Source organism: Bacillus cereus group sp. BfR-BA-01316, from assembly GCF_022664195.1.
Taxonomy (GTDB): Bacteria; Bacillota; Bacilli; order Bacillales; family Bacillaceae_G; genus Bacillus_A.
In genome coordinates, this window is sequence record NZ_JAKUGX010000016.1 from 1 (window position 1) to 20,854 (window position 20,854).

Sequence of the window (20,854 nt, forward strand, 5' to 3'; positions counted from 1 at the left end):
TAGGAAAAGTTGACTTAAATGTTCTAAATGGAGACAAGCCATTATCTTGGTTTATTGGTGGTAATGAACTAAATCCAATTAACCCAATTGATCCAATTCAGCCTATTCAAACAGAGGGAATTGGACATGCAACATCGAAATACGATGATGGTTATGGTGTGAATCTATATGAAAATCCTGCTGATCCTATTTTTGCTGGACGTATTACACAAAAAATCCCTTACTTAATCCAGAAAGGATACTGGGGTGGTGGAGAAAAAGACATGATCTGCCTTGGGAATGAAAAGCAGTGGGCTTACCTAAAACATTTTGATGTGAAATGGTTCTATGCGCATTCTAAATATCCTGTAGGTTGGGGGATTGCAGTTCATAGTGAGCCAGAATGTATTAACCATGTTGGAAATATTGACGGTTCTACTCCTTATCGTATTTGGGGAAGAGTTGGCGACGCAATAGATATTGGTGGTAATCGTTGGATTCGTGAGGAACATGTAACTATTAAGTAAAAACAAGAGCCGTCATTATGACGGCTTTTTTTATTTATTACAAATCAGATATTCTTCTAACTTGTTTTCCCTTATTCTTTAAACTTCTCTTATATTGTTTGAAGTCTTGTTTCTCCACATAGAATTGTTCGCCAGTTGCAACGTTTTTCACTAAATATGTTTTCAACGTAAATTCCTTGATTGAAAAATAAGTGGCCCATATCCATATTGAAAGTGTAAGTGTTGGAACAGCTAATAGAAAAGTAATAACTAAAATAACAATATCTACTTTAGGAGTTACTCGTTTTAAAACTAAACGTTTCCCAGATGCAGCTTGAGCTTGCTCTAATTGCTGCATACGTTGTAATGAAGCAATAGTATCGTAACTCATGTAATGACCTCCTTGAAGTGATACCTAAATCATACCAATTTGATGCAACAACTGTAAATATTGTATTATTTCACATCAACAAATTCATCGACTTTAAATTTCATATTTAATCGAAAAGCATCAGTACATACAATTATTTTTGTTTGTACATCTATGTTCGTCATCTCCAATGAGATTATAAATACTTCAAAAGCTTTGGAGATATAGGGGTGTTCAAGGCAGAATCTAAATGTAATGTTAAAGAAAGAAAAACCGACTCTGAATAAGAGACGGTTTTATTTATATAAATGCTTCTTTTAAAATTTCATTTACAATTACTGTCCGCAAGTTCTTTTTTACACAATAATTATCTTATAATCATTTAACATTTTTGAAATATCCTGATAGATGTACAAGTTCTTGAGAGATAATTACAAGAGTGCGTAAAATTTCTTTCTTAAGTTCATCAGTATTAACGTTTTCAGCAATGCTAGAAGGCAAAGGGCGGGTATAGGAATGAATTGTACCCGAAGCATGTAGCAAATTTTTTTCTAATTCTGCAAATGACACTCTTATATCAATTGGGATTATAAAGTTGTATTTGTCATAAAACTCTTGAATTTTACTTTTATAAAGTTTGGAACAAGCAGTGAAAGCGTCAGAAACATCTACATCTAATAAATTATTATCTATTGATGTATCTATAAATACTGCGTCCTGAAGTTCTATTTTAAGTTTATCATATTCAAGCATTTTCATTTTGTATTCATCTGAGTTTTCATCCAATTGTTTTAATTTGAATTCCATTTTTCTTTTTCTGCGAAATAACTCCTCGACATCCTTTAAGTGATCCCAAACGAGATTATCCCATTCTTCAATTTTAGGAACCATCGTAATAAAATTATCATATACTAGGCTACCTGTTGAGACATCCCATGCATTATAAGTTTTAATTAATAAAGAAAAATCAATAGTTGAATCTTTTTTCCTTGCTATTGATTTTAATTCGAAATTGATAGGGTAATCTGTAATGAAAGAAGATAAATATATTTCATCTTTTTTTAATAAATATAAATAGTTTCTATTTAAAATATTAATTAGCTTTTGATAGTCTTTCCCTAATATACCATAAATTCTTTTTTCCTCTGCTCGTTTGTTATTTCGAGAAAATAAGCCCGCTATAATAAAAGAAGTGAAAATTATTCCTATCATGTCAGCTATTATATTTGGCAACAGACTATCCAACCAGAAACTCTTATCTAAAAAACTATTAGCTTTGTTATTACTTATTTCTAAACTAAATGCACAAATAAAGATTGCTAGCACTACTAAAATCACAAACATATGCACTTTATATTCTCTTATTTTTGTAATCAAATATCTTGCGAAAGTTTTCATACATAAAATAATCGCTTCATAAATCCTCATAAAATAGAAATTCTCCCTCTGAAATTTAAACTAACTAAAAATATAATAATGAATATTATAACACTTTTTATATGGAAATTATTACTTATTTCCCATAAACTCGCTATCAAAGTAGAACTTGTCCATTAAGGTATTTACAATTCCATTGAAATAAGCAAATTTACCCCTATTCATTTTTGTACCAGATTTAATTTTCATAACAAACTCTTTAATAGCTTTTAAGCCGATTGTAAGCTCTTGGTCCTTATCAAATGCTTTATCACCTGTAGAGAAGTTTGTAACTTTATTGCATTGTCTTACGACCTTCCACAGTTCTTGAATTGTTTTAGATTCACTGTAAAAAGAGCTAGTTAAAGAAACAAAACGTTCTGGTACCCAGTGAGCGACAAAATCAGCTTGTTCAATATTCTCTTCTGGAGTATTGCTATTCTTATTACTATTACGTTTGTTTATATCTTTTATATTTTGTTTTAAGGAAATAGGGGTTGTTTTAATGGTAGGACACTTTGTAGGACTTTTTGTATCTACCTTGTCGGACATTTCTTCCACAATTGGTTGAATGATAATAGCGTTAGAAGTTTGAAGCATATCTTTTGTTCTCTTCATAGCAACTTGCTTAATCATCTCTAAATCCACAAGTCTCTTCATTAAACGTTGTACAGTTTTATATGAAACTTCCATCTTTGCAGCAATTCTATTTTTGCATAGGAAACTAACACCTACATATTTACAACTGTGGCGTTTTAAAATTTCAAGTAATGCAATTAGTTTAGATTGTACATCGGTACGCTTAATAGACATACGGATAGTGTCACGGTATGTACGTACAGTTTTGTTTAATTCTTCCACATCTGTGAATGATGATAAGTTGTGGAAGGATACTTCATTTGCGATAACATCGATACGTTTCTTCATTATATAGGCCCCTTTGTATAAACAAAAAAGCAACAGAATGCCAAGTGTAAGCAAACTGTTGCTAAGGAGCCCTTACGTACTGTAAAATAGTTCGTAAGAGTACAGCAAGTGTTTGCCTATCGAGAGTAGGCGGACGGTATAAGAGTGCTACCAACACTACTTATACACGCTGTGCTTTTTTGTTTTGTGGTAACGTTTTGGTAACAAATGTGTAAAATCAAACGACTATTTGTGATTTTTATAGTTATAAAAAACGTTGATTTATCAGCTTTTTAGTTGATTTTTAGTACATTTGTTTCTGCAAGTATTTTACTTGCGACTTATATGCCGTTTATCGGTGTCATGATGGCAAATTATTTAATACCAGTTTATATTTCAGATATACTCAAAGCTAGTGCCTCTGTATACGCGATAGAAGGCATGATGTACGGTGTTGGGGCTGTTATTGCGGGAATAAGTATTCCAATCATGATGAAATATGTCAAAATAGAAGTTTCAATCGTTATGACGATGTTCATTTATGTAATTTCAATTACCGCAATGATTATTGAGCCTTCCATTATGTTATTATATGGACTTGCGATTTTTCATGCGATTGGAAATGCTGGAACAAGAGTGGCGAGAAATGTATTGATGATGGAAGAAATCCCAAATGAAGTAATGGGACGTGTGGACAGCTTATTTCGATTAATTGGTACAGGAATTCGAATTGTATTATTAATGTTGTTTACGGCAGGCGTATCTAAAGCAGGGGTAATGGTCCCGTTTTACGTACTAAGCTGTATATTGATCCTATCATTAGGGATTGCTTTTTATTATGTAATTTCAAAACGTAAAATGGAAGCGAATGTGTCTAATAAATCAATTGTTTAAAAAATAATTCTGCCTCCTTTTCTTTTTCTATATAATAAAAAGAAAGGGAGTGTTAACTTTTTTATGAACAAATGGATATTGCTTATAATCTTATTACTACCTCCGCTATACATCATTTATATGACGTTTCGAATGAATAAAGTTGCTCGTGAAAAATTGAGTAATCACTCTCCATACGTTCTTATATTAGGTGCAAAGTTATTTGGAGATAGACCGTCTTTATCTCTTCAAAACCGTTTGGATGTGGCGTTGGAATATTTATACTCTCACTCTGAGGTGAAAGTAATTGTTTCAGGTGGTCAAGGGGAAGATGAAGATATACCGGAAGCTCATAGTATGAGAAACTATTTAATGGTACACGGTATAGATGAGAGTCGTATTTTAATTGAAGACCGCTCTACAAATACGTATGAAAATTTAAAGTTTAGTATGGATTTATATGATGTAAAGCATGCGGTAGTTGTAAGTAATACGTATCATTTATATCGAACGAAAATAATTGCAAAGCGTTTAGGAATAAAGATGGAAGCTTTGGCTGCTGAAACACCGAGTCGTTCCAAGAAAAAAGCGTATGTACGTGAATATGTTGCTATTATGAAGACGATATTATTCGATCGCTAGAGCTCAAATGAGGGCTCTTTTTTTATATAATAAAGCGTATCATTTGAAATGAAGTCCGTATTCCATCAAAATAAAGGAAACAGCAATAAAGGAGTTGTGTTTGTGATTCAGTTTAATTATGTGTCAAAAGCGTATGAAGATGGCACAAAAGCAGTTGATTCATTACATTTAGAAATTAAAAAAGGAGAATTCTTTGTTCTCATTGGTCCGAGTGGTTGCGGGAAAACAACGACAATGAAGATGATTAATCGTTTAATTGAAACGACGGAAGGATCAATTTTGATCGATGGAAAAGATATTCAAGATTATAATATAAACGAACTGCGTTGGAATATCGGGTATGTACTGCAGCAAATTGCGCTGTTTCCACATATGACAATTGCTGAAAATATTGCAGTTGTCCCTGAAATGAGAAAGTGGAGTAAGAATAAAATAAAAGCGCGTGTTGATGAACTGCTACATATGGTTGGCTTAGAACCAGATGTATATCGTGATCGCATGCCCGATGAATTGTCGGGAGGGCAGAAGCAGCGTGTAGGTGTAGTGAGGGCGTTAGCTGCTAATCCGAAAATTGTTCTTATGGATGAACCATTTAGTGCTTTAGATCCATTAAGCAGGGAACAGCTCCAGAAGGACATTGTACAATTGCAAAAAAAAATCCAAAAAACGATAGTGTTTGTAACGCATGATATGCAAGAGGCATTATCACTTGGTGATCGCATTTGTATAATGAAAGAAGGAAAAGTAGTTCAATTAGATACACCTGAGGGCATTATACATAATCCGAAAAATGAGTTTGTAGAGGAGTTCATTGGAAATCGTGGACGACCTTGGTATGAAGGGAAGATTGTAGAAGATGTATTGCCGCTAGACGATAGCATACGAGTAGAAGGGAATGTTTTATCTTTAAATTCTCCTTTACAAGAAGCCCTAGTCCGCGTACAAGCTGAAGGTTCTGTACCGGTTGAAGAAAATGGTCGATATGTTGGAGCGTTAACAAGTCGTCATATAGTAAATTACATTGTTGAACAAATGAAGGAGAGAGGCTAAACAGTGACTGATTTTATTCAAACGTTCCAAGAACGAAAAGTAGAATTGCTGAGTGCATTAAGTGAGCATTTACAAATATCGCTTATTTCATTATTTTTTGCAGTAATCATTGCGGTGCCGCTTGGCATTTTATTAACGAGAAAAGAACGAATGGCTGAATTTATAATAGGGACTTCTGCTGTTATGCAGACAGTGCCATCACTTGCTTTACTTGGACTTTTAATTCCATTAGTAGGAATCGGAAAGCTTCCGGCTATTATCGCATTAGTTGTTTATGCACTATTACCTATTTTACGAAATACGTATACAGGAATTCGGGAATTAGATGAATCTCTTATAGAAGCAGCAAAAGCTATGGGGATGAATAGCTGGAGAAGATTGTGGAAGGTAGAACTTCCACTTGCATTGCCAATTATAATGGCTGGTATTCGCACTGCGATGGTATTAATTGTTGGAACGGCAACATTAGCAGCTTTAATAGGTGCTGGCGGACTTGGTAAGCTCATATTACTCGGTATCGACCGGAATGATCATGCACTTATCATTTTAGGAGCCGTACCAGCCGCGTTACTCGCTTTATTCTTTGATATAGTACTTCGCATGCTTGAACGTCCAAAACGCGCTCCTAAGCGCGTTATATTGACGGTATGTATTGTCATCGTAGTTGTCGTTTCACCATTTCTTTGGAATACACAAAAGAAAGATATTGTTATTGCTGGCAAACTAGGATCTGAACCAGAAATTTTAATTCAAATGTACAAGCAGCTTATTGAACAGGATACAGATTTACACGTAGAATTAAAACCAGGTCTTGGGAAAACAGCATTTGTATTTGAAGCATTAAAATCAGGAGAAATAGATATATACCCAGAATTTTCGGGAACAGCTTTATCTACTTTCGTGAAAGAAGAACCGAAGAGTACAAATCGTGATGAAGTATACGAGCAGGCCCGCATCGGAATGGAAAAGAAATATAATATGATAATGTTACAACCAATGGAGTATAACAATACATATGCACTAGCCATGCCGAAAAATATAGCAAATCAATATAATATAAATACAATTTCTGATTTGAGAAATATTGCACAGGAGGCTAAGGCTGGATTTACATTAGAATTTGCTGATCGCGAAGATGGTTATAAAGGTATGCAAAAATTATATAATTATAAGTTTTCAAATGTTAAAACGATGGAACCGAAACTACGTTATAGTGCAATTCAATCGAGTGATGTTAACGTAATTGATGCATATTCAACTGATAGCGAATTGGAGCAATATGGACTTAAAGTACTAAAAGATGATAAAGGGTTATTCCCGCCTTATCAAGGAGCACCATTATTAAGAAAAGAGACGTTACAGAAATATCCTGAACTTGAAAAAGTACTGAATAAATTATCTGGAAAGATTACAGATGAAGAAATGCGAAAAATGAATTATGAAGTAAATGTAAATGGTAAAAGTAGTGAAGAAGTAGCGAAACAATTTTTACAAAAAGAGAAGTTACTTCGTTAATTTTACAAAAAATATACAATTTTATATGTGTGAAATGACCGTTCATAACAAAATGAACGGTTTTTTCGTGCATACTTATACATTTTTTCAAAAAAGTATTCCATTTTTCTTCATTTTCTTTTAGAATAAGTAATGTTTTCCTGAAAGAATATAAGAGAAACGTCTATTAGAGAAAAAGGTGACTTTAATAGTTGAACGAACATAGCACCTAGAATGACAGATGGGGTGGTACAGATAGAAAAGAAGTTAGGATTTTTTCCATTAATCGCATTAGTAGTTGGAACGATGGTTGGTGGCGGTGTTTTTAGTTTACCGCATGATTTAGCAGTAGGAGCAAATAGTGGTGCAACAATAATTGGTTGGTGTATTACAGCGATGGGAATGATTCCACTTGCGCTCGTATATCAAACATTAGCAAGACAAAAACCGGAGCTTGAGGGCGGGATTTATAGTTATGCACGAGCTGGATTCGGTGAGTATATTGGTTTTAACAGTGCGTGGGGATACTGGTTGGCAGGGATTTTAGGAAATGTCGCAACAATTATGTTACTGTTTAGTACATTAGGTTATTTCTTCCCGATTTTTAAAGGAGGAAATAACGCTGCGTCTATCGTTGGTGCTTCTCTTTTATTATGGTCACTTCATTTTCTTATTTTATTTGGAATTCGTGAAGCGTCCATTATGAATGTTATCGCAACGATTGGAAAGTTAGTTCCGATCGTATTATTTATTGTCGTGATGGTAACGGCATTTCGCTGGGATACATTTACACATGACTTTTGGGGCGAAGGAACAATCTCAGTTTCCTCTGTACTTGGTCAAGTGAAAAATACAATGCTCGTAACGCTTTGGGTGTTCATTGGGGTTGAGGGAGCAGTTGTATTATCTGGAAGAGCAAAAAATAGCAGAGACGTTGGAAAAGCGACAGTACTTGGACTTATTTTAGTAATGTCTATTTATATTTTAATTTCTGTTCTGTCAATGGGAGCTATGACAAGAAAAGAACTTTCAGTATTAGAGACTCCTTCAATGGGACATGTATTAGAACATGTTGTTGGGCCATGGGGTGCAATGGCAATTAATATTGGATTAGTTGCGTCACTTGTAGGTACATTAATTGGCTGGTTTTTACTTGTTTCTGAAATTTCTCACGTAGCAGGGAAAGATGGAGTATTTCCGAAAGTCTTTACGAAAACAAATAAGAAGCAAACGCCGCATATGGCATTATGGATTTCAAATATCGTTGCCCAAATTATATTTATAATCGTTCTGTTTTCAGAATCGACATATCAAATTATGTATTTTATTGCGTCAACATCAATTTTATTACCGTATTTATTATCAGCGCTATTTCAATTGAAATTAGTCATCACGAAAGAGCTGAAAGTTGCGAGAGTAAAAAATGGATTGTTAGCATTAATTGCTTCCCTATACTCTGTATGGTTAATTTATGCAGCTGGTTTAAAGAATTTATTACTTGTTTCGATTGTATATGGAATCGGGATTATCGTGTACATGTTTGCAAGAAAAGAAAAAGGGAATCGTTGTTTTGTAGGTATAGAGAGATATGTGATGTGGGCAATTGTTATTGCAGCTATCACATCACTTTATATGTTACTGACAGGAACTATAAAAATGTAAAAGTCCTTTTAATTTAAAGGGCTTTTTTCCTTGTCTAGAGAATATTTAATACATAAGATATTCAGGAGGGATGAAAATGGAAGAAAAAGAACAGTTGTCTAGAATTATGGATTTAGCTAGTGATTTAAGGAAAGTATTAGTACAAGAATCTTTTTTTAATCATCATCCTGAACTTCGAGGCGTGATTGAAAATTTAGCGAGTTCTGTAGAGAATTTGGCGAGTTTGCAGCAAAATAAAGATGAAAATGCCGAAGATCGATTACGGTACGTACTTGCTAAAATGAAAATCGCTCATAATGCCATTTTACAAGAAAAAAAAGCATTTCCTTCTCATTAATATATGTTTTAATTTTGAACCTGACGGATGACGTCAGGTTTTTTATTTCTAGTTTTAGATTGTAGTTCATACAATAAGAATAGTATGAAAAAAAGAAGGTGACTACGTTGAAATTACATAAAGCTCTTCATCCAAGTTTTATAAAGCGAATGTATTATATGAGGTTTATTGGGAGGTTTGCAAAAGCTGAGGGAGAGAAGAATGGGAAAAATTTCTTTGTACAATGTCTTTCTCCAATACCTTTAACTTTACAAGAGTTATTTCCGACTGGAAAATATTTGTTTGAAGGATTATGCAGTAATAAAAAGAATGAAAAAATCTTTACTGATTTAAAGAAGCGTAAAGTAGAAAAGCAACTGGTTATGTTTCGTCTTTATTATGATCGTGGAAATTTATTTCTGGAATTAATATGCACAGAAGAGCCTCGGGAAATAGCATCTTCATATAAATTGATTCCTTCACCAAAGGTCTCAAATTATAAACAGAGAGCGTCTTTGGAACGGAAGTTAAGCAATGGTTACTTATCATTTCTTATGCCTAAATTACCAAAAGACTTTGAGCCTCCAGAATTATTGTGGCATGAAGGAAGGCTATATGGAAATTTATCGTTAAAATCATCAATAAGTTCAATTTCATATTTTGAGCAAAGAAAAGAATGCAAATATATTGAAATAGACGATTGGATGAAACATGTAGAAATAGCAGTAGATGATCATTTATATTTTGTAAGTGAAAATGTGTATGACCAACTAAATAAACGAATTGTTGAAGAAGGTAAGTTAGTTGAAGTAGAAGATATTAAAATGCAAAAGGAGGACTGGGAATGGGATGAGCGTGAATCCTCTTTTTTACAGTATGTACAAAGTATGGTTCGTAATAAAGGGCTATATTTGGATGATACAGATATATATAATTTTCACATTAGTGTTAAAACCAATATGTTAACAATTGTTAGTGGTATACCAGGTGTTGGGAAATCACGCTTTGTGCAAGCTTATGCAGAAGCACTTGGATTACGTTATGGTGAAGAATTAATTTGGATTCCGATTTCACCATCGTATCAAGAACCACATGATATTCTCGGTTACCTTCATCCGAATGGTAATTTTATTGAAAGTGAAACGAAGTTAGTTCGGACATTGTTAGAGGCTAAAGAAAACCCAAATCAATTGTATATAATTGTGTTCGATGAAATGAACATGTCACATATTGAGCATTGGTTTACTCCGTTTCTATCTGTTCTTCAACTTGAAAAGAAAAATCGTATTTTGAGTTTGTATGAGAAAGTACAAGAAATAGAAAATCAAATTCCACCTTCAGTGGAAATTGGTGAGAATATTATTTTCGTAGGCACTGTAAACTTTGATGAAACGACGAAAGAGCTTTCCGATCGATTATTAGATCGAACAAATTTGATTACATTACAAAAAATTCCGTTTTGCGAGATGAATATAGAACATGAGAAAGTTGTTCAGCAGCCCCCACTGAAAGTAACAACGGGAGAATTTCGACTCAATTGGTTTAGGAATAAAGAGATGATCGAAGTGTTTACTGAAGAGGAATTAGAGTTATTGGATAAGTTACATGATGTATTATCATCACACGATATTTCAAAAGGAATTTCTTTCCGATGTGCAAGCGCAATCGCTACGTATTTGCAAAATATACCGTTCCAAAATAATCAGTCCTATATGATTAGCAGGGAAGAAGGTTTTGATTTGCAAATAAAGCAGCGTGTATTAACGAAATTAAGGGGGACAGAAATGACAGTGGGCTCTCTACTTTCTGAAGAAGCAAAAAGGGGAGCGACATTGATACCACTTTTACAGTCTCCGCTTGCAAATCGTGTATCTACATTTGAACATTCTTTAGCTTATATAAGACAAAAGCGTAGAGAACTGGAGCTGTATGGCTATGCAAAATGAGGAGCGTTATGAAACAGCAATCGTCGATACGAAAGAAACGCTCCCGTTTGTATTGAAGCTAATTATTGGTACTGAGGGGAAAGGCGATTTTATCCTTTTAAACCGGCTTTGTACGTCTACTACAGCATTAGTTCAATGTATTTATAAAGTACAGGAATTAAAACCACTGAAATTGCATTTCCATTATCAAAATCCAATGGATATTACATTCATATGGAATAAAGTATATGAGGGACAAAAGAATATAAAAGAGTCACAATATGAATTAAATGAAAAAAAACAAAGAGTATTAGTGTATGAACATGGAAAAACTGAATTTTTTTATCCGTGGCGCTGTGGATTATATCATTTTGAAGTGCGTATAGAAGATAAAACTTATTATGGTGCGTTTCAAGTTGTTCCTAAAAACTTTTTTGATGACCAATTTGAAATGATTCAAGATTATGTGAAGTCAATTTTAAACGAGTTAATTTTAGATAGAGGTTATTACAAGAAAACTTTCTCAGCACTTAGCGATATTGAAGATTCTTCTTATTTGGTATTGTTAAGAAAGTTGCCACAAAAAATGAAAAGAATAAAACAAATTTTTAAGAAAGTAGAATCGAATGCGGAATTTGTACACGAATATGAATGGGAAAGGAAAGAGCGGAAGACAACGAGAAAAACTGCCATTATGACAGAAAGAAAGCTTTATGCGAAATATTACAACCGTAAATTTAAGGAGCAAAAAAATAGTATTGAAAATGCATTTCTTAAATTTAAAACGATGCAATTCTATTATTATTTACTTGAAGCAGAAAGTTTTGTACGTAAAACTATTGAAATACTAGAAGGAGAAAAGAAGAAAAAGTCAGACGAATTTCAAGCTGTTAAAACAATTATGAAAACGATTGAACGAAATGGATCCGTGACGGATAGGGAAAAACAAAAATATAGAAATCTACATTTATTGAAAGAAGCAGATTTACGGAAAAGTTCTGTGAAAATACAAGAATATAAAATATTAGCTCATATCGTATATGAAAGCGTGCAATACTTTCGAAATGTATTGTATTCTCCATTTTGGCGGGAAGTTTCTGAAACAGCTACCATTAATTCGAACACTTTATCTATACCACATCAACAATTAATCCACCATTTAGAATTGTTACCGCAACATACGGAACAACCCCCATCTTTATTATTCGTATATAAACCAACGTTTTTAGTGTATGAGTATTACGCTTTTTTTATCGTTATTTCTATATTAGAACAAATCGGATTTGAAGATAAGAATCCTATCCGTGAACAAATACAAGAACATTTTTATTTAGACGGATTACAAGATGGAACGACAGTGATTTTACATCGAGATGATATAAAAGTGCACGTCGCGTTTAATGATTTAATTGAAACACACCCTCTTATTGCACTAAGCAAAGGAAGTAATTTTTATAATGGAGAGGACACAAAGAAACCGGATATTCGTTTAGATTGTTATGTAAAGGAAGAAGAGAAGTATGTATATAAATCTTCTATTATTATCGAAGTGAAATACAGCCCTATGTACAATATTTTTCAGCCTGTCGGTAATACGAAAGCAACTGAGCAAATGTATAAATACTGGTCTATTAAGTATGTAGAAGAACAGAATGGTAAACGAATTTTTAAGCGAAGAGCGATTTATGAAGTGATTTGTGTATATCCAGGTAGCCATATGCATAGTAAAAAAATTGAATCCGGTTGTGGAGTATTTTTACAACTATATCCATATAAAACGAAACAAGGAGAAGAGAAGTTGGCTGGGAAGCATGGGATGATTCAAATTTTTGAGAAATGGTTAAAAAGTAATAAAATGTAAAAGAAATCCTTTTTAATGAAGGATTTCTTTAGGTTAAGAAGAATTATATGCCATAAGGAAATAAGCATAACATGGGGCGAACTTGAAATGATAAACATCGTTTATTAGAGCAATTAACTTTCTTTGTATGTATGATTGTATAAGAAAGTAAGAAATGGTACATGCGGGGGAAAAGAGTGTGAAATAGGAATTTAATTCAATTTGCAGAATATAATAAGACATAAATATTTTTAGTTGCATACGAAGATTTGTTCTTATATGATAGTAAGTGAAAGCGTTATCAAAAAAAGAACGGCGATGGGAAAGGCGGGTAAATATGTTCCAGCGTGTTCAAACAAAGGAAGAACATTTTTGGTTCGAGCAACTGTGGGGAGATTTTTGTGAAGAAAGAAACTTAATGTTTATAGAACGTAATTTAAATCCATCACGATTTTTATTAATAGAAGATGAACATCATATTGGTACAGTAGAATGTATTAAGTTTACAGTACCTGAACAATCAAATTCTGAGTTTTTCTATCCGTTTTCTGAAAATGATTTAGTGAAAGATTTGAAAAATGTGTATGAAATAGGAAAGTTAAGTATTGCGAAAACGTCTCGGGGGAGAGGACATTTCAAAAGGCTGGCAGCTATTTTATTTATGCATGCGTTAGAGACGAAAGCGGAATGGTATATTGCAGCAGTTACAAAAAGAATGTATATGTATTTACTTACACTCGGTTTTCCAATTGAACCGATAGATAGTCCATTCCAGTTTCATGATACTTTACAAGGTGTACCAGTGCGAATTCATGCTCGAAAAGGGGCTACACATCTGTATTCCTTGAAAGAATTCCGTGATATTATTCAAGGGAATGCTCATGCGCAGGTACTTATTGCAGAATACAGTAAAAATATTATGTTAACAAAATGAAAATATATGAATATGTATAGTATGAAGAAGGGTGTCATATTACAGTCATCTTTCTTCATACGAAAAAGTAGACCCTTATTTTTGTAATAAGGGTCTAAAATGTTATAGTCCAAATATACTAAAAATCATTTTACGACGCTTCGGTTTCTTTTCTCTTTCATATGTTGGTTTTGCATCAGGAGTAATGTATATTGGTTCTTCTTTTTTTAGGGTAGCTTCTAGTTTTTGAATTCGTTCTAACATTTCCTCCATTTCGCGGCGATGTTGTAAAAGTTGGTATGTAACGACATCATTTGCTTTATTTTGCATTTGTTCTTCCATTCGATCTAGTCTTCTCGTGATTGTGGTTAATTGAGCTGTTAATTGCTCAAAATCATTCGATGATGTGTTTTGAACAATTGTGTTTACTTGAGTTTTTAATTTTTCTACATCATTTGAAGATGTTTTTTGAGTAGTTTGAGAGTTTTGAGGCTGGTCCATTTGAGAACGATGGTATTCTAACATTATATCTAAATCACCTTGTGTGAAAATGAAATGACCATATTTATTTTTTTTTATTGTAAGATTTAATTGTTGTGCAATCCGGACAACAGCCTTTGGGCTAACACCTAATTTCTTTGCGATAAATGGTGTTTTATATTCCAAAATAATCCCTCCTATATATATCCTGTTGAATGATTTCTAGTTATGTAGCAAGTTCCCTTCAGGTGTGACAAAAGAAGTGTGGAATCGGCAAAGAAAGTGTTTTTTCACGAAGTTCAGCTGTTTAGCACATACGATTTATATAAATTATTTTAAGTTATTAGAAAATTGTGTTTATTACAGTTTGACGATAATAAGCTAATTAGATTATCATAATTATAAATATCTTTTTTATGTATGCATATAATATATAAAAAGGTGGTTAATAATGTAGAATTTTATTAGAGTATAAGAATGCTTACTTCACTTGAATAAATTTAAGTAGGAGGTGGCTTCCTTGCTTACACTGTAAGTAAGGAAAAGTATTTGGACATATATAGTATAAGTATAGTGATTGTTTTAATTGCCTTAACGGCATTTTTCGTTGCAGCAGAATTTGCAATTGTTAAAGTGAGGAGTTCACGAATTGACTATTTAATTGCAGAAGGAAATAATCGTGCAATATCTGTCAAAACAGTCATTACAAACTTAGACGAATATTTATCAGCTTGTCAATTAGGAATAACTGTTACAGCTCTTGGGATTGGGTGGTCTGGTAAACCTGCGCTAAAGCATATGTTTGATGTGTTGTTTGCAAATTGGAACGTCCCTACTCAACTCGCAGACATTTTCGCTATAATTTTAGTGTTTTTGTTTATCACATTTTTCCATGTGGTAGTAGGAGAGTTAGCTCCAAAAACATTTGCGATTCAAAAAGCAGAACAAGTGAGTTTCTTTGTTGCTAAGCCACTCATTTTGTTTTATCGTATTGCATTCCCATTCATTTGGATTTTAAATGGATCAGCTCGGTTAATTACAAAGTTTTTTGGGTTGAAACCACCAAAAGGGCATGATGAAGTGCATTCAGAAGAAGAATTGCGGTTGTTAGTTTCAGAAAGTTATAAAAATGGTGAGATTAATCAATCTGAATATAAGTATGTGAATAAAATATTTGAATTTGATGATCGTATTGCGAAAGAAATAATGGTACCACGAACAGAGATGAATATTTTAAATAAAGAAATGCCTGCTGAAGAGGCTTTACAAAAAATGTCTCATGAAAAATATACGAGGTATCCGGTTGTTGATGGTGATAAGGACCATGTAATAGGCTTTGTGAATTTTAAAGATATATTTACAGATTTTGTGAAGCATCGAGTTGTTAGTGAAAAGATAGTGGAGCAATATATTAGGCCAATTATTTTAGTTATTGAATCCATCCCAATTCATGATCTATTTTTAAAAATGCAAAGAGAAAGGACACATATCGCTATATTAATTGATGAATATGGTGGTACATCAGGTCTTGTAACCGTTGAAGATATTTTAGAAGAAATTGTAGGGGATATTCAAGATGAGTTCGATACTGATGAACAACCGGAAATCCAACAAGTTAGTGAGACGAAAACGATTTTAGAGGGAAAAGTACTTGTTAGTGAAGTGAACGCATTATTAGGTTTGACTATTGACGACGATGATGTCGATACGATTGGCGGTTGGATTCTAACAAAAAATATTGAGATTTCCGAAGGCGATACCATTGAAATTGAAAATTATAAATTTTGTGTGAAAGAATTAGATGGACACTATATTAAGAGATTAGAAGTAACGAAACCTTCAGAATCGATTGTTATTGTAGGAGATGAAAAAAAGATTTCGCTCCAAGAACAAATTAGTTCGTAAACTCTGCTTTGTAGCAGGGTTTTTTTTGAGCAAAATGTTTTTTGCTGTATTAGGGCTATGATACAATTACATAGGTCAGACCTTTCACCAGGTGAAATAAATGCAATATATTATTGTATACATATATTTGGAAGGAGAACCACTATGAAAAAGCATTTATATATAAATGGGGTATGGAAATCAGTAGAGACGTATAAACCATTGTATGCACCATATTCTGAAGAAACATTAGCGGAGATTGCGCAAGGTACAGAAGATGACGTTAAGGAAGCAATAGTTTCGGCTAAAAATGCAATGAAAGAAATGAAAAAATTATCTGCGTACGACCGTGCAACTATTTTAGAAAAGGTTGCACAAAGAATGGATGAGAGAAGAGAAGAGTTTGCAGAGATTATCGCAAAAGAAGCTGCAAAACCAATTCGTGCTGCACGGGGAGAAGTAGATCGCACTGTTCAAACATATAAGTTTGCAGCTGAAGAAGCGAAGCGAATATATGGTGAGACGTTACCATTGGATGCTGCGCCAGGAGCAGACGGCCGTATAGCGTATACAATTCGACAACCAATCGGGGTTATTGGTGCTATTACACCGTTTAATTTTCCACTTAATTTAGTAGCACATAAAGTAGGCCCAGCAATTGCGTCTGGAAATACTATTGTGCTAAAGCCTGCCGACCAAACACCACTTTCGTCGTATGCATTGGTAGAATTATTTGAAGAAGCTGGTTTACCAAAGGGAGCTTTCAATATAATTTCTGGACCTGGATCTGTTGTAGGTGAGGCATTAGTAAAAGATGAGAACGTTGCTAGTATTACTTTTACAGGAAGTCCGAAAGTAGGTATTGGAATTAAGGAAAAAGCTGGGTTGAAACGAGTGACGTTAGAATTAGGATCGAATGCTGCAGTAATTATTGATGAAGATGTTGAATTGACAGACGAAATAATTGGACGTGTAAAATGGGGCGCGTTTGTGAATAATGGACAAGTTTGTATTTCAGTACAACGTGTTTTTGTGCATGAACGCAAAATGGATGAGTTTATTACAAAATTAATGAAAGCAATGGAAAACGTTGTAGTAGGAGACCCGCTTCATGAAGAAACAGATGTATCAGCACTTATTTCAAAAAACGATGTAGAACGTATAAATTCATGGGTGGAAGAGGCAGTTAAGGAAGGAGCTAATGTTGTATACGGTGGTAACAAACGTGATGCAAGGATTTTTGAACCAACTGTATTAACAAATGTTCCAGAGTATGTATCTGTTCAGTGCCAAGAAGTATTCGGTCCACTTATGACTGTAAATACATTTAAAGAATTTGATGAGGCTTTAGAACAAGTAAATAATTCACGTTATGGATTACAAGCAGGTGTATTTACAAACAATCTATGTAAAGCAATGCGTGCAATTGATGAATTAGAAGTCGGTGGTGTCATGATTAATGATATTCCAACGTTCAGAGTAGATCATATGCCTTATGGCGGTGTGAAAGAGAGTGGCACAGGCCGTGAAGGGATTAAATATGCAATAGAAGAAATGACAGAAATGAAATTAATATGTATTAAAAAATAAAAGGTACACTTTTTTAATCAAGTGTACCTTTTATTTTACTTCATTTCTTGTTTGAAAATATCATCTTCGACATAAATATGTTCTTTATCTACAGCAGTGCTGTGAGATAGTACTAAACCGATTGGTGTTTCTGTGCCTTTATTTTGAACAATTGTAAAAGGTACATTTTTTTCATTTGCTAATTTAATGTATTTTGATAAATGTGGGTAAGCAATGCTACCATTTAGGAATAGTTGTAATGATTGAGAAGAACGCATGCTACTTGTTACTTCTGTATACACATTACTTTGCATTACTTGACCGATTGTTAAAGCGATTTCTACACGCTCACGTAATGTAGTTAAGTACATATTACGTTCTTCTGGTTTGTTTTGCTTTTGGCCATATATGCCTTCTTGGAGATAGTCTTCCACATTTTTATTTACCATATTTTTCACACCTTTCACTTCTTATTGTACGCAAGAATTAAAAAGGATGCAAAAAAAAGTAGTTTTGAACAGGAAAATAATTAAAAAAATGAGAAGGGAAAAGGGATATATGAATACAACTTATTTAAATAAGAAAGGAAAAATAAATTTTATCAACAGAAATTAACAAAATGTGACAAAAATCTATTAACGAAATGTGTTTTTTGTGTTAATATTCAAAATATAAAGGGTATTCGTCGTATGGAAATGAGGGAATGGAGGTTTTTCCAATCGATAAGGATATTAAAGAAGTATTTTGTTCGCACTTGAAAAACAACAGGCACCAATTCGTAGAGAACTGGAAAAACAAAATGATAATTTCCGAAAAAGATCCATTTAAACAAGAGGTAGTTCAAAATGGAGAAAATTTATTAGAGTTAATTATCGAACTCATTATGGAAGATAAAGACATTAATTATCTTCAGCCATTATGTGAGAAAATTGCCATTGAGCGTGCAGGGGCAGATGCGAATATTGGAGATTTTGTCTACAATGCAAATGTGGGAAGAAATGAACTTTTTGAAGCAATGTGCGAATTGGATGTAAGCGCTCGTGAACTGAAACCGATTATGGCCAAAATACATACTTGTTTTGACAAATTAATTTATTATACCGTTTTAAAATACTCAGAAATTATATCGAGAAATTTAGAAGAAAAACAGCAATATATAAATGAAACACATAAAGAAAGGCTTACGATTCTAGGGCAAATGTCGGCTAGTTTTGTACATGAATTTCGTAATCCGCTAACTTCGATTATGGGATTTGTAAAGTTATTGAAGACAGACCATCCTAATCTATCGTATTTAGATATTATTTCGCATGAATTAGATCAATTAAATTTTAGGATTTCGCAATTTTTACTTGTATCGAAAAAAGAAATGTGGAATGAATCTGAACGTTTTTGGCTAAATGACTTATTTCAAGATATTATACAATTCTTATATCCAAGTTTAGTTAATGCAAATGTTTTGATTGAAAAGAATTTGCCGTATCCTATTCCACTCGTTGGTTACCGGAGTGAAGTGAAGCAAGTAGTTTTAAATATTTTAATGAATTCGATTGATGCTCTTGAATCGGTGAAAGAAGAGCGGAAAATTATCATTGATGTATTTGAAGAGGATCAGGCTGTTCGCATTGTTATAAAAAATAATGGGCCTATGATTCCAGCAGAAAATGTAGAGACCATTTTTGAGCCATTTGTAACTACTAAAAAGCTAGGAACTGGTATTGGACTATTTGTATGTAAACAAATTGTAGAAAAACATAACGGATCCATATTGTGTCGTTCGAATAACGATTGGACAGAATTTCAAATTACGTTTCAAAAGTAAACAGTCTACACCATACGAATGGTGTAGACTGTTTTAATTTGTAAGTATAACGGTCTCTAATTTTGGATCCTCAGTTGAATAACCTACTATTGAAATTGTGTAAATTGTATTTGGTTCAACGTTGAATTTTGGAATGGTTAATAGTACTTTTTTTGTATCAGCAAGTGAAACTTCAATATCTGCTGTACCAGGGCTAACTTGTAAAAAATCTGTTATTTGTTTAAAGAGTACATTTTCAAATAAATGATCCCCATCTTTTAAATTTACATTTACAACAGGAGTGTCTGGTGAAAAATGTGCAAAGCGTATTTTTGCTTGACCAGATGGTAAATGAGTATTATCAAGAATAGGTTGTAATTGGAGATGATTATCGCTATTGACCGCTGCAAGGGTATAAGTGTGATTCCCCATTATTGGTACTAATGCTGAGAATATTGGAGTTTCGTTTCCGACAGGGACAATATCAATACGGTATTTACCTTGCACCAATGATAAATAAGGACTGAATTGTTTAAAAGAAATATTTTTAATAACCTTTTGTCCGTTTATTATAATATCAACTGCTGGTGTATGGGGAGCTGTGTGGAAGATTCTCATATGTGACGGTAAAGTCGCTTCTTGTGAATCTCTCTTTTCATATGCTTGTACAAGTTTTGTAATTGCATCATGGTATTTCATATAGAGTTCTACATATCTTTTAGGATTGCTATATTGATAGTAACGAGCGAGCTGTTCGTAACGTGCAGCTTCTTGTCCGTATTTTTCAATTTCGGATTGAGTCATGAACATTCCTCCTTTATCATCATTACAAATATATGCGAAGCTAGAAAGAGGTTATGCAAAAAACTTGCCTTTCTAGAAGGAAAAGTTAAAATGGGGATTTTTTTATTTATAGGCAAACACACATACAAATTGATAATTGTCCTACATAAATTATAAAGGAAAGGTAGTTTGACTTTGATGGAAGGAGTGGAACCATTGGGATGTGGATATCCCAATGGTTATTGGGAATGAAGTTATGGAGGATTTGGTGCTATAGGCTGTGGGACGAATTATGGATTTGCATTATGAGTATTTCTATTAATTTTAGTGATGCGTTGGATAAGGTAATACCGATAAAAGAGCGTCGTGCCGAACTGATTAATGTGGTTAATCGGTTCTTTTTTTATTGTTCTAAACAGGTGGTACTATTTGTTAAGTAATAGTT

17 protein-coding genes and 2 pseudogenes are annotated in these 20,854 nt (G+C 33.4%); 13 read left to right on the forward strand and 6 right to left on the reverse strand.

Annotated elements, in window-relative coordinates:
* A pseudogene (locus MR071_RS13720) lies at positions 1-506 on the forward strand (N-acetylmuramoyl-L-alanine amidase); the annotation flags it as partial.
* Positions 507-543: 37 nt separating this feature from the next.
* Here the strand turns inward: MR071_RS13720 and MR071_RS13725 are convergent.
* The 3 genes from MR071_RS13725 to MR071_RS13735 form a co-directional block, all read right to left on the reverse strand.
* A complete protein-coding gene (locus MR071_RS13725) occupies positions 544-876 on the reverse strand; it encodes a hypothetical protein (RefSeq protein ID WP_242236420.1) in 333 nt (110 codons plus the stop codon).
* A gap of 357 nt (positions 877-1,233) precedes the next feature.
* Positions 1,234-2,283, reverse strand: coding sequence for a hypothetical protein (locus MR071_RS13730; protein ID WP_242236422.1), 1,050 nt, complete (start codon positions 2,281-2,283; stop codon positions 1,234-1,236).
* A gap of 81 nt (positions 2,284-2,364) precedes the next feature.
* Positions 2,365-3,198, reverse strand: a complete 834-nt coding sequence (locus tag MR071_RS13735) for a cytosolic protein (protein WP_105587128.1) — start codon at positions 3,196-3,198, stop codon at positions 2,365-2,367.
* A gap of 309 nt (positions 3,199-3,507) precedes the next feature.
* Between MR071_RS13735 and MR071_RS13740 the strand changes: the two are divergent.
* The 9 genes and pseudogenes from MR071_RS13740 to MR071_RS13780 form a co-directional block, all read left to right on the forward strand.
* Positions 3,508-4,071: pseudogene (locus MR071_RS13740) on the forward strand (MFS transporter); the annotation flags it as partial.
* 63 nt (positions 4,072-4,134) lie between these two features.
* A complete protein-coding gene (locus MR071_RS13745; RefSeq protein ID WP_105587126.1) occupies positions 4,135-4,692 on the forward strand; it encodes a YdcF family protein in 558 nt (185 codons plus the stop codon).
* Positions 4,693-4,794: 102 nt separating this feature from the next.
* Entirely contained in the window at positions 4,795-5,742 is a 948-nt protein-coding gene (locus MR071_RS13750) for an ABC transporter ATP-binding protein (RefSeq protein WP_242236424.1), read from the forward strand.
* 3 nt (positions 5,743-5,745) lie between these two features.
* On the forward strand, positions 5,746-7,257 hold the full coding sequence (locus tag MR071_RS13755; RefSeq protein WP_105587124.1) for an ABC transporter permease/substrate-binding protein: 1,512 nt from the start codon (positions 5,746-5,748) through the stop codon (positions 7,255-7,257).
* A 213-nt stretch (positions 7,258-7,470) separates the two neighbouring features.
* Positions 7,471-8,898, forward strand: coding sequence for a basic amino acid/polyamine antiporter (locus MR071_RS13760; RefSeq protein WP_105587123.1), 1,428 nt, complete (start codon positions 7,471-7,473; stop codon positions 8,896-8,898).
* 76 nt (positions 8,899-8,974) lie between these two features.
* Complete coding sequence (locus MR071_RS13765) at positions 8,975-9,235, forward strand: hypothetical protein (RefSeq protein WP_002085825.1); 261 nt, start codon at positions 8,975-8,977, stop codon at positions 9,233-9,235.
* Between the two features lie 107 nt (positions 9,236-9,342).
* Entirely contained in the window at positions 9,343-11,160 is a 1,818-nt protein-coding gene (locus tag MR071_RS13770) for an AAA family ATPase (RefSeq protein WP_242236426.1), read from the forward strand.
* On the forward strand, positions 11,150-13,000 hold the full coding sequence (locus MR071_RS13775; RefSeq protein WP_105587121.1) for a hypothetical protein: 1,851 nt from the start codon (positions 11,150-11,152) through the stop codon (positions 12,998-13,000). Before MR071_RS13770 ends, MR071_RS13775 begins: the two co-directional genes overlap by 11 nt.
* 316 nt (positions 13,001-13,316) lie before the next feature.
* Positions 13,317-13,913 (forward strand): hypothetical protein, encoded by a 597-nt coding sequence (locus tag MR071_RS13780; RefSeq protein ID WP_105587120.1) that lies wholly within the window; start codon positions 13,317-13,319, stop codon positions 13,911-13,913.
* A 102-nt stretch (positions 13,914-14,015) separates the two neighbouring features.
* On the opposite strand, the gene racA is transcribed toward MR071_RS13780, so the two are convergent.
* Positions 14,016-14,558, reverse strand: coding sequence for a chromosome-anchoring protein RacA (gene racA / locus MR071_RS13785; protein ID WP_242236428.1), 543 nt, complete (start codon positions 14,556-14,558; stop codon positions 14,016-14,018).
* Between the two features lie 363 nt (positions 14,559-14,921).
* Here racA and MR071_RS13790 point away from each other — a divergent pair, with 363 nt between their 5' ends.
* Together MR071_RS13790 and MR071_RS13795 are read left to right on the forward strand one after the other, a co-directional pair.
* Positions 14,922-16,277 carry a hemolysin family protein gene (locus MR071_RS13790; protein WP_242236430.1) on the forward strand — a complete coding sequence of 452 codons (1,356 nt, stop codon included), beginning with the start codon at positions 14,922-14,924 and terminating at the stop codon, positions 16,275-16,277.
* 144 nt (positions 16,278-16,421) lie between these two features.
* The gene (locus MR071_RS13795; RefSeq protein WP_242236432.1) at positions 16,422-17,846 is read left to right on the forward strand and encodes an aldehyde dehydrogenase family protein; all 1,425 of its coding nucleotides are present in this window, start codon (positions 16,422-16,424) and stop codon (positions 17,844-17,846) included.
* A gap of 35 nt (positions 17,847-17,881) precedes the next feature.
* Here MR071_RS13795 and MR071_RS13800 read toward each other — a convergent pair whose 3' ends face one another.
* Positions 17,882-18,274, reverse strand: a complete 393-nt coding sequence (locus MR071_RS13800; protein ID WP_105587116.1) for a YueI family protein — start codon at positions 18,272-18,274, stop codon at positions 17,882-17,884.
* Between the two features lie 254 nt (positions 18,275-18,528).
* On the opposite strand from MR071_RS13800, the gene MR071_RS13805 reads away from it, so the two are divergent.
* The gene (locus tag MR071_RS13805) at positions 18,529-19,647 is read left to right on the forward strand and encodes a BA2291 family sporulation histidine kinase (RefSeq protein WP_105587115.1); all 1,119 of its coding nucleotides are present in this window, start codon (positions 18,529-18,531) and stop codon (positions 19,645-19,647) included.
* 33 nt (positions 19,648-19,680) lie between these two features.
* On the opposite strand, the gene MR071_RS13810 is transcribed toward MR071_RS13805, so the two are convergent.
* Positions 19,681-20,430: a DUF4397 domain-containing protein gene (locus MR071_RS13810; protein WP_242236435.1), complete on the reverse strand. Its 750-nt coding sequence runs from the start codon at positions 20,428-20,430 to the stop codon at positions 19,681-19,683.
* Positions 20,431-20,854: the final 424 nt, after the last annotated feature.

What these genes read in the sequence shown, in the direction of transcription:
- MR071_RS13725 (WP_242236420.1), bottom strand. Translation starts at nt 876, where the DNA reads ATGAGTTACGATACTATTGCTTCATTACAACGTATGCAGCAATTAGAG.
- MR071_RS13730 (WP_242236422.1), bottom strand. Translation starts at nt 2,283, where the DNA reads ATGAGGATTTATGAAGCGATTATTTTATGTATGAAAACTTTCGCAAGA.
- MR071_RS13735 (WP_105587128.1), bottom strand. Translation starts at nt 3,198, where the DNA reads ATGAAGAAACGTATCGATGTTATCGCAAATGAAGTATCCTTCCACAAC.
- MR071_RS13745 (WP_105587126.1), top strand. Translation starts at nt 4,135, where the DNA reads ATGAACAAATGGATATTGCTTATAATCTTATTACTACCTCCGCTATAC.
- MR071_RS13760 (WP_105587123.1), top strand. Translation starts at nt 7,471, where the DNA reads ATGACAGATGGGGTGGTACAGATAGAAAAGAAGTTAGGATTTTTTCCA.
- MR071_RS13765 (WP_002085825.1), top strand. Translation starts at nt 8,975, where the DNA reads ATGGAAGAAAAAGAACAGTTGTCTAGAATTATGGATTTAGCTAGTGAT.
- MR071_RS13775 (WP_105587121.1), top strand. Translation starts at nt 11,150, where the DNA reads ATGCAAAATGAGGAGCGTTATGAAACAGCAATCGTCGATACGAAAGAA.
- MR071_RS13780 (WP_105587120.1), top strand. Translation starts at nt 13,317, where the DNA reads ATGTTCCAGCGTGTTCAAACAAAGGAAGAACATTTTTGGTTCGAGCAA.
- MR071_RS13795 (WP_242236432.1), top strand. Translation starts at nt 16,422, where the DNA reads ATGAAAAAGCATTTATATATAAATGGGGTATGGAAATCAGTAGAGACG.
- MR071_RS13800 (WP_105587116.1), bottom strand. Translation starts at nt 18,274, where the DNA reads ATGGTAAATAAAAATGTGGAAGACTATCTCCAAGAAGGCATATATGGC.
- MR071_RS13805 (WP_105587115.1), top strand. Translation starts at nt 18,529, where the DNA reads ATGGAGGTTTTTCCAATCGATAAGGATATTAAAGAAGTATTTTGTTCG.
- MR071_RS13810 (WP_242236435.1), bottom strand. Translation starts at nt 20,430, where the DNA reads ATGACTCAATCCGAAATTGAAAAATACGGACAAGAAGCTGCACGTTAC.